The sequence below is a fragment of the Sinorhizobium sp. CCBAU 05631 genome (assembly GCF_002288505.1).
Taxonomy (GTDB): domain Bacteria; phylum Pseudomonadota; class Alphaproteobacteria; order Rhizobiales; family Rhizobiaceae; genus Sinorhizobium; species Sinorhizobium fredii_C.
Genome location: NZ_CP023065.1, coordinates 280,010 through 292,700 on the forward strand (window position 1 = coordinate 280,010; position 12,691 = coordinate 292,700).

A 12,691-nucleotide genomic window follows, 5' to 3' on the forward strand; every position below is an offset into this window, starting at 1 on the left:
TCTCCTCATTGAGCGGTCAACATCAGATCTACGTTGGCCTCGCGTTCCCGCTTCTGGACGCAAGCCTTCTCAGTCGGGCTCCATTCAAGCCCTTCGCGAGGATCGCAAATGCCAGTCGTTTCGCGGTCCGTCTCGTCGTCATCCTTTTTGAAGTCGCTCGTACGTGATGCGCCGGATAGATTGCCGACATCGACCGCACTTCGAGAATTCATGAGGTCCGCCATTGTCGTGCCGAGGCGGATGACCTGGTTCATCATTTCGAGGTTGGCGGTTCGCGCGCCCGAATTATGGTCCCAACTGTCCTGGATCGTGCCGCTGGACATGGCGCCCAGCTGCTGCAGCCAGGAGGCAACATTTCCGCTGCTTTCCCCGATCGCCTGGGACGTCGCCATCGAGTTGATGGTGGAATCCCGCATGCCGGTGAAGGCTGTAGACCCGCCACCATAGTTCACAGGGATGTTGGCAACGTCGGAGCCGCCAAAAGCAGGAAGCCACTTTTGGGTGATGTTCGCGACATACCCTTGCGTTTCCTTGAACGGCGGGATCCCGCCATACTTCTGGACGTTGCCCGGTCCCGCGTTATAGGCGGCTAGTGCCAGATTGGTGTTGCCATTGAAGCGCCGGAGCTGTTGTTTCAGATAGCGCGCGCCGCCCCGGAGGTTATCTTCCATGTCATAGGGGTTGACCCCGAGATCCTTTGCCGTACCCGGCATAAGCTGAGAAAGCCCGATGGCGCCGACCGGCGATTTCGCACACGGATTGAACCGGCTTTCCTGATAGACGAGCGCCATAAAGAGGCTTTCGTCGACGCCTTCTTCCTGGGCCACTCGCTTCACGAGGCCGGTGATTTCCGGGTTGGCCGTCGCAGCCGAAGCGGCGTCACCGCTGCGACCTGGACGATACATCGAGCAGGTCACGCTCTTGCTGACTGTATGACGGTCGCTATCCGTCTTCTCGATTTCCGTCGTCGTCTGGTCGCGTTTGGTGTCGGTCTCGAGAACTTTGCCATCAAGCACCGGCACCTGAGAGTGCGCCGATCCGGCGGCACCAAGCCACAGCGCAGAAATCACCCACAAAGCAGGATTCTTCCTCATTCGGCCTTCTCCCATCCGCAAAATTCAGCCAGCCAATTTTCAGGATCGTCGCCATATTTTTCCCGAAGCGCCGCGCACTCCTCGACGGTCTCCTTGCGGCCGGAGAGCACCTTGACGACATCGGGCATGGTGGAGAGATCGAGCCGAGCGATGACCGAGTCATTCCCGTGCTTGATCAGGAAAGTTCTCTTTTCGGGCGGAGTGTTCTTGATGAATTTGAATTCCTTCACCGTCAGGCCAAAGCGCTTGATGTAGCTCTCTTCATCCGCCCGCGGATTTGGAAAGTGAATGTTCGTCGCCGACTGCTCGATCAGCGTATGCGAGGCTTTTGCCTTGGCGATATCCGCCGCGGACTGAGTGCCGAAGCCAACAATGCCGTTGAGCTTGCGGATGGTTTTCATCTTGTCGACGATGAAATCCGAAAACGTCTCTTCCGTAAGGAGTTGCCAGCCCTCATCCATGAAGAACATGACGGGGTTTCCGTCGAGTAGCTCGTCGAGACGATGATAGAGGTACATCAGCGCCGGCGTGCGGAGATCCTCGTTGCCGAGGATGTTCGTCATGTCGAACCCAAACACGCTGCGACCCGAGAAGGTCAGAACGTCATGCGGAGCGTTGAACAGCCATGCCTTTTCGCCCTCTATCCAGGGGCGCAGGCGGGAGTGAAGATCATTGGCATCCGCCCGCGACCGGCCCACAAGGAGGGCGGCCAGATTCGCTAGGTTGCGCTCCGCCGCAGGTTCCTGCATCAGGCGGACGATTGCCCTCTCAAGCGTATCCTCGTCTTCCTGAGTGAAGTCGCTGCGATCACCAGAGCGCAGCATTGCCTTCAAGAGGCGAAGGAGAAATTCGCGGTTCGGGCCGGTATTCTCGAGCTGCAGCGGGTTAAAGCCGGTCGGCGTTCCCGGTGACAGCACCTCATATGAACCGCCAATCGCCTTCACGAAGATTTCCGCGCCACGATCCTTGTCGAAGAACACGGCTTTCGGCGTCGGTGAAACGCGCATCGCCTGTGCTAGCAGGAAAGTCAAAGCGACGGTCTTACCGGAGCCGGTTGGTCCCGTGACGAGGAAGTGCCCGATGTCGCGGCGATGAAAGTTGAACCAGTACGGCGTCTGCGACGTGGTTTCGAGGATCGTGATCGGCAATCCCCAATGAGTGCGATCGGCCTGGCCCGTCGCGAAATTGTGCATCGAGGACAGGCCGGAGAAATTCGCGCTCGACAGCATCGCCTTGCGGGCAATGTAGCTGTGGTTGCCGGGGAGTTGCGCCCAAAAGCCTGCTTCGAGGTTCAGGTCCTCACGAAGCCAATTGATGTTCATATCGGTGAGGCAGGCGCCAAGTTCGGAAACGGTGCGGCTGAGGCTCGCGAGATCGCGGGAGAGGCACAGAAGCGAAAGATGGTGGAAGCCGAAAACGGCTTCCTGGTTCATCAAGCTATTGAGCGCATAATCGATATCCTGTTCGACTGAGCTACCGGACTCGTCCGAGGCTCTGATCTGCCTCTGCAATCGACTAATACGTTCTTGAGCGATCGGCTTGTCGGCGATCGTGAAGGACTGCGTGAGGATGAACTCATGGTTCACCTGAAGCAGACCGTCCAGCATCCCCGGCCCGGTAAAGGGCGGATATTCCTTGATGGACAGCAGCGCTCCAAAGCGGCTGTCCTTATCGACAGCCGCCTGGGCCTGCATAGTCCGCTTGCTGAAATGCAGGCGCGACGTGCCGACATAGTTGCGGATCCCCATGCGGGGCAGGCGCATCTTACGCGGAACGCCGCAGGTCAGGATCGCATTGAAGAACTCGCAGGGTTCGGAATAGGGCTCGCCCTCTTTCTTCTCTTCCTGCCCTTCAATCTTCGCCTGGTCATCACTTCTGCGACGATAGGTAATTCCGAGTGCCCGGGCTCCATACTTGTGCAGATCGCGCACGATGTTGCCGATCAGCTCTTCGAGCTCTGTGACATCTTCGCGTGTTTGCTGGACCCGAGAGTCCTTGTTGGCCTTATCGAAGAGCCTCTTCAGCGAGTCGCCAACGCCAAGGGCGCCCCGCATTCCAGACCGGATGATCGTCAGGTAAATTTCGTTGGTGAACATGCGCTTGTGGCGCAGTTGCTCCATGTACCGCTTGTTCAGCAGGTCGCAGAATGGTTCGTCGAACGCGCCACCGATCTCCGTCTCGACTTCTCGACGGATCACGGTTGACCAAAGAGAATAGCGGCTGGATCCCAACGCCCGGATCATTGTGTTTTGCACGACCGACCGCATGTTGAGCTCAGCCTGGTCCTCCGTCTGGAAGAACAGCCCATCCAATTTGATGACGCTCAACAGCGAGCCGTTTTCCAGCCCGATCACCGTATCGGAGACGTGTCGTAGATACGGTATATGAGTCGACATGGGCCGCTCATTGCTAGCGACCCGGCCGAATCCAAGCTCTTCTTTGACGACTTTCAGCATGGTCACGGTCCGTAAGAATTGGTGCCCCAAAAGCGTTTGTTGGGCGTGCGGGGCGTCTTGCGGGACGTCACCTGCAGCACGTCCAGGATCTTGTTGTCCCAGGTGCAGAGCGAGAACAGGACAAGGTAAGCGACCGGTGCGATGAGCAACGCCAGGAGGTCGTTCGTTGCAAGCCAGCCGATGATGGTGACGCCAACGATCAGGACCACCGCCATGTAAGGCACGCCCCAAAGCGTTGGTGACCGGGTTAAACCGATCACCAGGGGCGTCAGAGCTGGTTTTTCGTCCTGAAACTCACTCATCGGTCACTGGCCGACCGCTGAAATCATCTCGTCGACGATCGCCGGTGCGCCAAACACCAGACCGATTCCCATCACGACCGCGCCGGCAGTGAACCACGACAAGCGTCCGGCGAATGCCAGAAAGCCAAGCCCAATAACGGCGATGATCGCGAGCAGCCGACCGAACGGGCCGGTGATGAAATCGACGATCATCTGCACCGCCGTCTGCAGCGGCCCGAACGCGCCGCCTGCGCTCTGCGCCAGAGCCACATCAGCCCCCGCAATCTGGACTGCAGCCACGATGCCGAGCGTCGCTGCGAGCTTGAGAGCCTGAGACTTCCTCGTTTGCATTTCAAATTGCATGTTTCACTCCTTCAAAAGTGCATGACACCGCCGACAAACTTGCCGGTCTTCTTCACGGCGATGACACCGGCGTCGCCGCTGTCACTCGCATCCGAGACCGCCTGCGGAGCGGCGGCCGGCCTGGCCTTGCCTTTCGCCGACGGTATTGGCAGCCCGAGTTGGTAGTTCACCACCTTGGCGACGTATCCGACTGTTTCCTGGAACGGCGGGATGCCGCCGTGTTGATAGATCCGCTGTTCGCCGCTGTTGTAGGCAGCCGCGACCAGGAGCGGGTTCTGAAACTCATCGAGCAGAAAGCGCAGGTACTTCATTCCGCCCTCAATGTTCTGTGCGGGATCACAGATGTCCTTGACGCCGAACCGCGCAGCCGTAGCAGGCATGAGCTGCATCGGTCCGCGTGCGCCCTTTGGGGAATTGCGGCTTTGGTCAAAGCCGCTCTCCGCCCAGGCGATGGCCGTCGCGAAGACTTCATCGACGCGATATTTGCGCGCCGTCTGCACAACCAGAGACTTAACCTCTTCCTGGCTGAGCGGAGACGGACCGCACTTATACACGTCGTTGGTGTTGTCATCGATCCGCCGAACTGAATCAATTTGCTGTATCGATCCGGTAGGAATTTGCGGTTCATCAACCCTGTTCGGCACATTGTCGGAGGGGGCGAAGTTGCTCAAATCTGCATCAATATGATGCGGACCCCCGAAATCATGGTGGCTTTTGTCGGCTTTGTTCTGAACCGCATCTTGCTGCGTTACTACGCCATCGGCCCCTAGCACGAACTCCTTCACTGAGCCGCGCCAGCGCGCATCGAAGTTCGTTGCAAGTTCCGCCTTGCTATCGATAGGCCAAGTGCCTTTACCTGTTATAATATTTGCAGATTTTTGCCCATCTTGGGCGTAAGAAATCGGACCCCAGCTCGTGCACAAAAGGGCGCTTCCAGTCAAAGCGGCCCAGCCTAAAACGCCTGAAACTCTAGCCCTTTTTTCCATCGCCGCGCGCCTAACTTGCGGTGTTGTGATCGAAACGAAAACCAACTAAGCTGGTGGAAGTGTCGCATCGATTTGGTTCAGCGATACAACTTTTCGAGGCAGACTTAAACCCCCTATTGCAGGGGAACGAGCGGAAGCAATATGGGTAAGGGCTAGAAAATGAAACGGACCATCATCGCCGCACTCGCAAGTTGCGCTATCGCAACACCTGCTTTGTCCCTCTCGGACATCAACAAGGACTACATCAAATCGCTCGCAGCGCCGGGCAAGACGGTTCTCGTGCTCGAATATTACGACGGAAGCGGGAAGATCGCCGATCGGAAGGGCTATGCAACAACGGCCGGATTCAAGGCCGTTTCACCGACCGCCTTTCGCGTGGATGACAAGACAACACTGCACCTTTTTGGCCTGGAGCCATGCAAGGGCGAAATGGTCAATCGCAGTGAAGACTTCGCCGGGAACTGCACCGATTATGCGCAGCAGCAGCTTCAAATCCTTTTGCAAAACCCGAAGGTCGTGTTTTGCCGTGCCTTCGTGAGCGAGCAAGGTTCGCCCGTCCAGAACGCCACCTGCTACGGCTACTATAATTTCCCCGGTAGCCTCGACTCCGTCGATATGTTCGAGGAGCAGCTTTTGTCGCTCGGCGCGCTCCGCCTCGCAAAAAAGCCAGATGGAACTCCCGTTCGTCCGGATCTCTCCAAAGCTGAGGAGATCGGCCAGAAGGGCTCATTCGGAATGTGGGCCGATCCGAGGGTGAAGGGTCAATGAGAAAGGCTCTTTCCCTTCTGTTGGCTCTCTTGCCGACATCCGTATCCGCAGCGCCGGCAGGCTATTTCGATCTTCTTCCTGGCGTCACCCTGGAAACAGGCGACACGTGGGTTTCCAGTGGTGAAAGATTCCGCCTCTACGGCGTCCAGTCCTGTTTGCGCGGCACGGCCTATACGGACAAGCACGGGCAGAAACGCGACTGCGGCGAGGCGTCCCTTGCTGTGCTGGCGGCCTATATCAAAGACACCAAACCCGTTTGCGCCCCGGTGGTGAAGAAAGACGGTATCGCTTACGTCGTCTGCTACGCCACAGTTGGGAAGGAGCGGCTTGATCTGGCAAACGTCCTGATCACGAGCGGATACGCCTTCGCGGCCCTGAACGGTGAGGGCATGCCCTATCACGTCCCCTATGCCGTGGCTGAGAAACTTGCGCGCGATAAGCGTGCCGGCCTCTGGCAGTTCGAAGACGTCCAGCATCCGGCCATTCTCTTGAGCCGCGAGGTAAACGCGCGAACCAAGAAGGCAGATCAATGAAGCGACACCTACTTGCAGCCGCCGCGCTCGCTACGATCCCCCACGCAGCCACAGCCGCGGATCTCATCGAGACTCCGATCGCAGCGGCTCAGCCACCGCAGAGATTGAGCGAGGCTCCGATCTACCAGAATCCGGTCTACAATGGCCGAGTCGCCGTCATGGACGGCCGCACCCTGTGGTATCCGCAATATGCGCAGCGCGTTCGCCTCGTCGAGATCGACGCGTGCGAGCTCCCACAGTGGGCGATTGATCCCAGGTGGGTGGATCGCGAGCGGCAAAAGGCGCCTCCACCCGTTCCGTGCGGCCCACTTGCAAAGGCGTGGCTCAAGAGGACCATTGGCAGGAAACCGGTCGAATGTACCGTCATAGCGTATGGCAGTGACGGTATCCCCCAGGCCCGCTGCACCTCAGCCGGCCGCGATATTGCGGTCGAGATGCTTCGTGTCGGATGGGCGCGTGTCGCGTCGCCCTATTCATACAACAGCCAATACCTCGTCTATCAGCAGCATGCGATGGCGGCCCGCTACGGCATGTGGGCCACTTACGTGCTCGACATGAACGAGTGGCGTCGCAAGGCCGTCGACAAGACGCTAGACCGCCAGCCCATCGCTGATTTCAACCTGCTTGTCGAACGGGAAAGCGAGATATCGCCTCCCTTCATCGACGCGCGGAAAAAGCCGAAGAGGACAGACCGATAGTTGCCCGACTTCGCACATATTGCGAGCTCATTCGCAACCGATCCGCTGGCGAGCTTAATGCTCGCCATTCCCTTATCGTTTGCGCTGATCGTCGTTTCGGAACGAATCTGGTGGGTGCACGGTCCGTTCGCCCTGGTGCTCCTGATCCTTTCGATCCTCTTTCTCGATCGACGTCATCTGGCGCTGGACAGCTTTCTCGTCGGCTTATTCGCCTTTCCACCGCTTTGCCGGGACATTCCCAACCAGCCGATGCTTTTTCGGATCGGGATCCTCTGGTTCTCAGCCTTCGCGCTCGTCGCCGCCGTCCTCTACGCAGCAGGCGGTCGAGTGCACCACGCCGACAAGCTATTCGTCGACCACGCGTCTCCAGCCGCAACCATCATGAGGGCCAACTGACATGAAACACCTGCTTTATGCTGCAGCCGGTCTTGCTGCGCTTACCTTGCCCCCCACAGGAGCAAAGGCAGAAGATGCTTCCTGGGGCTGCCAGGTTCTCCTTTGCGCTGCCTCGCAAAATCCGTCCTGGCAGGGCGTTCCCTATTGCGTGCCCCCGATGAAGAGGCTGATAGCCGCAATGTCGAAGCCGGGATTTGATTGGCCCATTTGCCACGAGGCGAAGGCCGGCGAGCCGGGCCGGCAAGAGTTCGAGGACTGCCCTGCAGGGTCGCGCCCCACCTCTAGCAATGATGGGAACGACAATGGCTTGCGCCGCCGCAACGAGGAGGACCAATGCGTCCGGGTCGTGGACAGATGCGAGAACCGCGGCGAGTACAACCGCCTCTATGGTGACGAGGACGCCAACCAGCTTAACGGCGTGACCGTAAGGTCCATCAGCGGCAACAGCAACCATTTCGGGAATCGCGACAATCGCTACAGCGGCTGCAAGGTGCAGGTAACTTCCCCCCGTCCGCGGCGCGCAAATCCCTGGTTCTTCGACATTCCCAACGACAAGGGCGTCAAAGAGCGCTTCTGGTTCAATCTACGCACCTAGCCTGGCCTAACAGGAAGAACCTATGCACCAGAACGCCATAATCGCGATCGCAGCCACCCTCGGTATAGCGGCTGGCGCCGGCGGCACCTACATTGCAACCTCCGAGCCGAAAGTTGAAGCTCGGGCCATCTCGAAAGCAGAACTGGTGGCGGCTATCTCTGCTGATCCGTCTCTTTGCCCTGCAACTGAGCCGGTGGCTCAGACCGCGACACCCGCGGAACCGGAACTTGCTATCCCACCCGTTGACGACGCTATTGCAGCCTTCCGGAAGGCCAAGCCAAGTTTCCCTTCTGCAACGTTAACCCTGGGCCAGTGTGACAAGAACACTATGGGGCCAGGAGTATCTTGCGCTGTCCAAATCACTTGGAAACCCGGCCGTGAAGCACAGCCAGGCGTAGTAGGGTTTGCTAAATCGCCGGCCGGATGGCAGGCGATGCACTATTACTGATCTACCATTGAACACAAGACAAAGCCCGTGATCCGCGGACTTTGTTTTACCTCACGGGTCGGCCGCGAGCATTACAGCGGCCATCTCTTCGTCCTTTAACGCACCCCGAGTCGCGAACAGGTAAGCTGCCAGGTAGGTTAGCTTCAGCCTTGACTCCCGATCGTCGCGGGGTTGGTGTTCGACGATCCTTAGCCTGGCGGCCTCTTCCTCTTTCGTCACCTCGAGCAGAGCATTTGCGTAGACCACGTTGCTCACACCGCCAGCCGCGCGGCGTTCATCCCATTCGCGCACCGCATCAGAAGTCGCCGATAGCGCCGCTATATGCCGCTCCATCATCGCCTCCAACGACACCGCAGCTTCTATTCCAAAATCCTCTGTCCTCGCACCCTCAATCCCCCAGGCCCCGCGCTAATTCCCGGACCTCCCAAATCGAAGGGAGGGCAGGAGCCCCGCTCCTGCTCCCGAGCTCGTGCGGAACAGCGGAAGAGAGGGGGACAAGCGCTAAACCGGAGGGGGATCACCCACCCGCAGGGCCGTGTCGGCGCAGCCGTCCGGTGCTGCAGGCCATCGGGCCGAAGCATGGGGATACCGGTTTAGTGCTTGTGGGGGAGAGAGGGCAGGGCTCTTTCTTCCCCTCTCAGTGATTTGAAAATATGCGGCCTTCGGCCGTTATTTCGGTGTAATACGGAGAGGTAGTTTTCTCTCTCAACATAGGGCGATCGTACCGAGCTAATGGGCTTGCCTCAATGACAGATGGTTCCCCCAATTTTGCCGCGAGCGACAAAATCGGCTCCCCCATCTGCCCTTCGGGCCGTGACATGACGGCGGCCGAGTCATATTCGCTGGGCCGATTTGTCTGCACACGATAGAAACCGCTTCAAGCTCAAACCGGCCAGTAAAATGTAAGGCGGCATGGCGAGCGAATAGTGACCGCAGTTCAGTTCCAAAACATTCGGTCGGACTCCGGCTTCCTTCAGCTTCTGAATGAGGCGTCTCGATAGGTCGGGCAACACCACCTTGTCCCTCGTAGCCAACACGACGTGAAGTTCGAGATCGGACCGTGCCAGATTATGCGCGTAATTCTCCAAGTTGAGCGGACCCCATGCCCTTCGGAGATCGGTGAGCTCAATTACAGGCTCAAGGCTATCACGTATCGATCGGGTCGCGCGGCCCGTCCAAACCATGTCTGCGAGACTACCCGCCGTCAAAAATAACGAGGCCTTCGATACCGCCGGATCATGCGCAGCGATCAATCCCGCAACCCAGGAGCCAAGGCTCATGCCGAGAACCGAGACCTCTCGATAGCCTTCGCTCTTCAGCCAGCGGATGAGCTTTCGCCCATCCCATACGGCCTGCCTTACGGACTGGATCGTTCGGCCGAGATTCGAACTAAGCATATAATCGGCGTACAGCGAGCCGGGACGGCTGCGTTCGAAGTGATAAGGCATAGCAATCTCGACAACGGTGATCCCACGCTGCGAGAAAAACTTGGCAATCTGACGATTTCGGGCGCTGGCATTCCAGTGATGAAAAATCACCAATGCCTGATCGAGCGAGCCGCTCTCGGTGATTTTTGCCCAAACGACGTTGTTCTCTTCGACGTCAGTAGAAATGTCCGATGGAAATCTGAGCCACCCATTGTGCCTTTCAAAGCCCTGACCGCTCCCGCTCGGCTCATCGTAAAAGCTTGAATCAGACAGGGCCTGGTCCGCAAGGACACAAAACTCGTCGATAGTTTCTATCCTCTTCTCGCCCGGAAAGGCCCTGCCGGCGTCGAGGATGAAATCCGTTACTTTCTTCGCTTCCTCACCGCGCCGCGCCCGCCGCTCGTCCCAACGATCAAGCCAATTATGATACACTCTGGTTGCTTCCTAACGCGCTTGCTCGCCATCGCCCAAACTCTGGATCAAAGAGGCCGTATGTCGCGAGCAGCACTCCAACGCCGAGGAGGATCGAAAAGCCCTCAAAGGCATCGATCAACAAGTAGCTGGCAAAGAGCAACCCTACGACCGCAGACATCCTCCATAGAGGCACGCGAAACCACATTCCGACACCCAAGCGGATGGAACCGTACAGAAAAACGATACAGGTCGAAATGGCGACTAGGAGGCTGCTGTAATGCGTTGGCATTCTATAGCTGAAGCTATTGCCGCCGTCGTGGCGCTCATACAGGATCGAAGACATATCGTGGGCTATCCAGGTCACGATATCTCCTCCGTTCGAGCTCAGGTAAGAGCTTTGGACCTTCATGCATATGGCGACCAGAACACCCAGGACAGTACACCGGAAAATTCCCCGCATTACCCTAAGGCCGATTTCACCGCCCTGGCGCCGATGTTCCACCGGTCGCATCGTTGACGCCTCTTCAATTCTCCAAAGATCATGGACGATCATATGAAGCAGAATGAGGCCCGCGAAAAAAAGATAAAAGCAGAGGCACATGTAGAGATATGCGAGACCTGTGAACACAATGGTCATCGGCACTGATATGACTTCAGGGTGCACAATGGCTAACTTGCCCCAATCTACCGCATAGTTGCCACCGCCGTTGATCAACGGGATCAAGCACACGCCGATCCACTGAAAAAGACCCGCGAACAAGACGCAGATCAAGAAAACCGCCCAGTATGTGTACGAATAAGCTTGAACGTTGCGCGTCCAGGCATCGTCGCTTTCCAACCGGTCGCCTTGCGCTACCAGCCTGAAGCGCGCGTCATGTTTCCAGAAGACCAGCAGCTCTATCACGAACGCGAAAAATAGCGGCAAGAGCACCATGAAGAGGAACGTCCAGTTCGGCGCCCATAGAAAACCGACCTGCTTAACGACACCATCCGCCCGGCTATATGTGGCGCTGTGGATCCCCACGATATACGACAAAAACCCAAGGGCGGAGGCACCCGCGAATATCGACGCCGGTAGATTCAAGGGAGATCCATGGCTAAAAAGCGCCTCCGATTTTCTCGCCAAGCTGAAACCCTGTCTTCGCCGGGTGGCATCAATGCCTTGTGGCAGATCGCCCGCAGGCTGCGTCTGATCATCGACCGCCACAGGCGGCGGCATATCTGGAACCCGCAGCGCCGTGCTGCTACCCGCCTTCTTCGAATCTCGTCTCTTGGCGGTTAGCCGTGATTGTGCCGCGCTGAGCTCCATCTGCCATTCGCTGGTCGCTTCCGGATCGTCGCACCCAAAGATCCGCGCCAGCCAACGAATGTTGGACGGGCTAATCCCCTTCTCGTTCTCTTGAAACCAGAGCTGCACCGTCCGCAAATCGACTCCGATCCGGTTGGAGTCGATCTGTGAAATCGCCTCTGCCAAAAGCTCCGGCGTCCATGGGCCTTGCGGAAACCCGTCACTGCCTAATGGGCGGCCTGCTCCCGCAGCGGCTAACTGCTTGAACAGTTCCTTGAGATCGCTCCCGTCCTTGGGCGGTGCGACAAAAATCTTTCCGTTCTTTTCCAACGGCTTATACGCCCAAATTTCGTTTCGTTTCGTATCCTATCGTGCCTTCAGCCTCAATCAATGGTCTTAACGCCCCCAATGCAACTTGATCGGTGAGGCATTCCACCATGCTATCGTTGTCGTCATCCAGTTCGCGTTCGTCCCGTGGTACCGGCTCCATTTCTCCGCGCCCGAGCGCGGCTTTGAGCGCGTCAGCGCCGGAGCGCAAGGCGGGACAAAAAGAAGAGAGCGGGGCGGAAACTGCGGTTTCCCTTTGCGACTTGATGGAGCGGCATATCGCGGCGCAACTAGCGACCGCGGACGCCGTTCGTGCGTGGGATGAACGCAGGGCGGCCAGCGAGGTTACGAACGTAGCCTATGCAAACCGATTGTTAGATGTTGCGCGGGATGAAGAAGCCGGCCGGCTGGCGATCGTCAATTACCGGCCGCGGGGCGATCGGGAATCGAGGCTGAAGCTGGCCTATATGGCGGCTTACCTGATCGCGACACGTGGCACCCTGAACGCCAATGAGATGAATTCCGTCTTGGAAGCCCCTCGCGATCGGCCAAGCACATCGGTTTCCTGAGTCTCCTTTTATGGCGATTGCACAATAAGTGCTGAGACCACACTGCTG

General features: G+C 58.0%; 14 protein-coding genes. 6 read left to right on the plus strand and 8 right to left on the minus strand.

Annotated features, from left to right (window positions below; genetic code table 11):
* Window positions 1–5 precede the first annotated feature (5 nt).
* Genes SS05631_RS27945 through SS05631_RS27965 form a run of 5 tightly spaced genes read right to left on the minus strand, consistent with a single transcriptional unit; the run spans window position 6 to window position 5,117 of the window.
* Window positions 6–1,094, minus strand: a complete 1,089-nt coding sequence (locus SS05631_RS27945) for a lytic transglycosylase domain-containing protein (protein WP_037425396.1) — start codon at window positions 1,092–1,094, stop codon at window positions 6–8.
* The gene (locus SS05631_RS27950) at window positions 1,091–3,550 is read right to left on the minus strand and encodes a VirB4 family type IV secretion/conjugal transfer ATPase (RefSeq protein ID WP_037425398.1); all 2,460 of its coding nucleotides are present in this window, start codon (window positions 3,548–3,550) and stop codon (window positions 1,091–1,093) included. Before SS05631_RS27950 ends, SS05631_RS27945 begins: the two co-directional genes overlap by 4 nt.
* 2 nt (window positions 3,551–3,552) lie before the next feature.
* The gene (locus SS05631_RS27955; protein WP_080582725.1) at window positions 3,553–3,852 is read right to left on the minus strand and encodes a VirB3 family type IV secretion system protein; all 300 of its coding nucleotides are present in this window, start codon (window positions 3,850–3,852) and stop codon (window positions 3,553–3,555) included.
* A gap of 3 nt (window positions 3,853–3,855) precedes the next feature.
* Window positions 3,856–4,194, minus strand: a complete 339-nt coding sequence (locus tag SS05631_RS27960) for a TrbC/VirB2 family protein (protein WP_011971086.1) — start codon at window positions 4,192–4,194, stop codon at window positions 3,856–3,858.
* An 11-nt stretch (window positions 4,195–4,205) separates the two neighbouring features.
* Entirely contained in the window at window positions 4,206–5,117 is a 912-nt protein-coding gene (locus SS05631_RS27965) for a lytic transglycosylase domain-containing protein (RefSeq protein ID WP_037425404.1), read from the minus strand.
* Between the two features lie 222 nt (window positions 5,118–5,339).
* Between SS05631_RS27965 and SS05631_RS27970 the strand changes: the two genes are divergently transcribed.
* The 5 genes from SS05631_RS27970 to SS05631_RS27990 are packed head-to-tail and all read left to right on the plus strand — an operon-like array spanning window position 5,340 to window position 8,170.
* Entirely contained in the window at window positions 5,340–5,948 is a 609-nt protein-coding gene (locus SS05631_RS27970; RefSeq protein WP_037425405.1) for a hypothetical protein, read from the plus strand.
* Window positions 5,945–6,481 carry a succinoglycan biosynthesis protein exoi gene (locus SS05631_RS27975; RefSeq protein ID WP_037425406.1) on the plus strand — a complete coding sequence of 179 codons (537 nt, stop codon included), beginning with the start codon at window positions 5,945–5,947 and terminating at the stop codon, window positions 6,479–6,481. The genes SS05631_RS27970 and SS05631_RS27975 overlap by 4 nt, the downstream gene beginning before the upstream one ends.
* Entirely contained in the window at window positions 6,478–7,179 is a 702-nt protein-coding gene (locus tag SS05631_RS27980) for a thermonuclease family protein (protein ID WP_037425407.1), read from the plus strand. Before SS05631_RS27975 ends, SS05631_RS27980 begins: the two co-directional genes overlap by 4 nt.
* 57 nt (window positions 7,180–7,236) lie before the next feature.
* The gene (locus SS05631_RS27985) at window positions 7,237–7,575 is read left to right on the plus strand and encodes a hypothetical protein (protein ID WP_244412358.1); all 339 of its coding nucleotides are present in this window, start codon (window positions 7,237–7,239) and stop codon (window positions 7,573–7,575) included.
* Window position 7,576: 1 nt separating this feature from the next.
* Window positions 7,577–8,170 (plus strand): hypothetical protein, encoded by a 594-nt coding sequence (locus tag SS05631_RS27990; protein WP_095678122.1) that lies wholly within the window; start codon window positions 7,577–7,579, stop codon window positions 8,168–8,170.
* A gap of 499 nt (window positions 8,171–8,669) precedes the next feature.
* On the opposite strand, the gene SS05631_RS28000 is transcribed toward SS05631_RS27990, so the two are convergent.
* The 3 genes from SS05631_RS28000 to SS05631_RS28010 all read right to left on the minus strand — a co-directional run bounded on the left by SS05631_RS28000 (window position 8,670) and on the right by SS05631_RS28010 (window position 12,077).
* A complete protein-coding gene (locus SS05631_RS28000) occupies window positions 8,670–8,951 on the minus strand; it encodes a hypothetical protein (protein WP_348225563.1) in 282 nt (93 codons plus the stop codon).
* A gap of 500 nt (window positions 8,952–9,451) precedes the next feature.
* Window positions 9,452–10,477 (minus strand): dienelactone hydrolase-related enzyme, encoded by a 1,026-nt coding sequence (locus SS05631_RS28005; protein WP_037425441.1) that lies wholly within the window; start codon window positions 10,475–10,477, stop codon window positions 9,452–9,454.
* On the minus strand, window positions 10,467–12,077 hold the full coding sequence (locus SS05631_RS28010) for a hypothetical protein (protein ID WP_037425444.1): 1,611 nt from the start codon (window positions 12,075–12,077) through the stop codon (window positions 10,467–10,469). Before SS05631_RS28010 ends, SS05631_RS28005 begins: the two co-directional genes overlap by 11 nt.
* Before the next feature lie 263 nt (window positions 12,078–12,340).
* Between SS05631_RS28010 and SS05631_RS28015 the strand changes: the two genes are divergently transcribed.
* The gene (locus SS05631_RS28015) at window positions 12,341–12,643 is read left to right on the plus strand and encodes a hypothetical protein (protein ID WP_037425447.1); all 303 of its coding nucleotides are present in this window, start codon (window positions 12,341–12,343) and stop codon (window positions 12,641–12,643) included.
* Window positions 12,644–12,691: the final 48 nt, after the last annotated feature.

What these genes read in the sequence shown, in the direction of transcription:
- SS05631_RS27990 (WP_095678122.1), top strand. Translation starts at nt 7,577, where the DNA reads ATGAAACACCTGCTTTATGCTGCAGCCGGTCTTGCTGCGCTTACCTTG.
- SS05631_RS27945 (WP_037425396.1), bottom strand. Translation starts at nt 1,094, where the DNA reads ATGAGGAAGAATCCTGCTTTGTGGGTGATTTCTGCGCTGTGGCTTGGT.
- SS05631_RS27980 (WP_037425407.1), top strand. Translation starts at nt 6,478, where the DNA reads ATGAAGCGACACCTACTTGCAGCCGCCGCGCTCGCTACGATCCCCCAC.
- SS05631_RS27960 (WP_011971086.1), bottom strand. Translation starts at nt 4,194, where the DNA reads ATGCAATTTGAAATGCAAACGAGGAAGTCTCAGGCTCTCAAGCTCGCA.
- SS05631_RS27950 (WP_037425398.1), bottom strand. Translation starts at nt 3,550, where the DNA reads ATGCTGAAAGTCGTCAAAGAAGAGCTTGGATTCGGCCGGGTCGCTAGC.
- SS05631_RS27955 (WP_080582725.1), bottom strand. Translation starts at nt 3,852, where the DNA reads ATGAGTGAGTTTCAGGACGAAAAACCAGCTCTGACGCCCCTGGTGATC.
- SS05631_RS28000 (WP_348225563.1), bottom strand. Translation starts at nt 8,951, where the DNA reads ATGGAGCGGCATATAGCGGCGCTATCGGCGACTTCTGATGCGGTGCGC.
- SS05631_RS28015 (WP_037425447.1), top strand. Translation starts at nt 12,341, where the DNA reads ATGGAGCGGCATATCGCGGCGCAACTAGCGACCGCGGACGCCGTTCGT.
- SS05631_RS27985 (WP_244412358.1), top strand. Translation starts at nt 7,237, where the DNA reads ATGCTCGCCATTCCCTTATCGTTTGCGCTGATCGTCGTTTCGGAACGA.
- SS05631_RS27970 (WP_037425405.1), top strand. Translation starts at nt 5,340, where the DNA reads ATGAAACGGACCATCATCGCCGCACTCGCAAGTTGCGCTATCGCAACA.
- SS05631_RS27975 (WP_037425406.1), top strand. Translation starts at nt 5,945, where the DNA reads ATGAGAAAGGCTCTTTCCCTTCTGTTGGCTCTCTTGCCGACATCCGTA.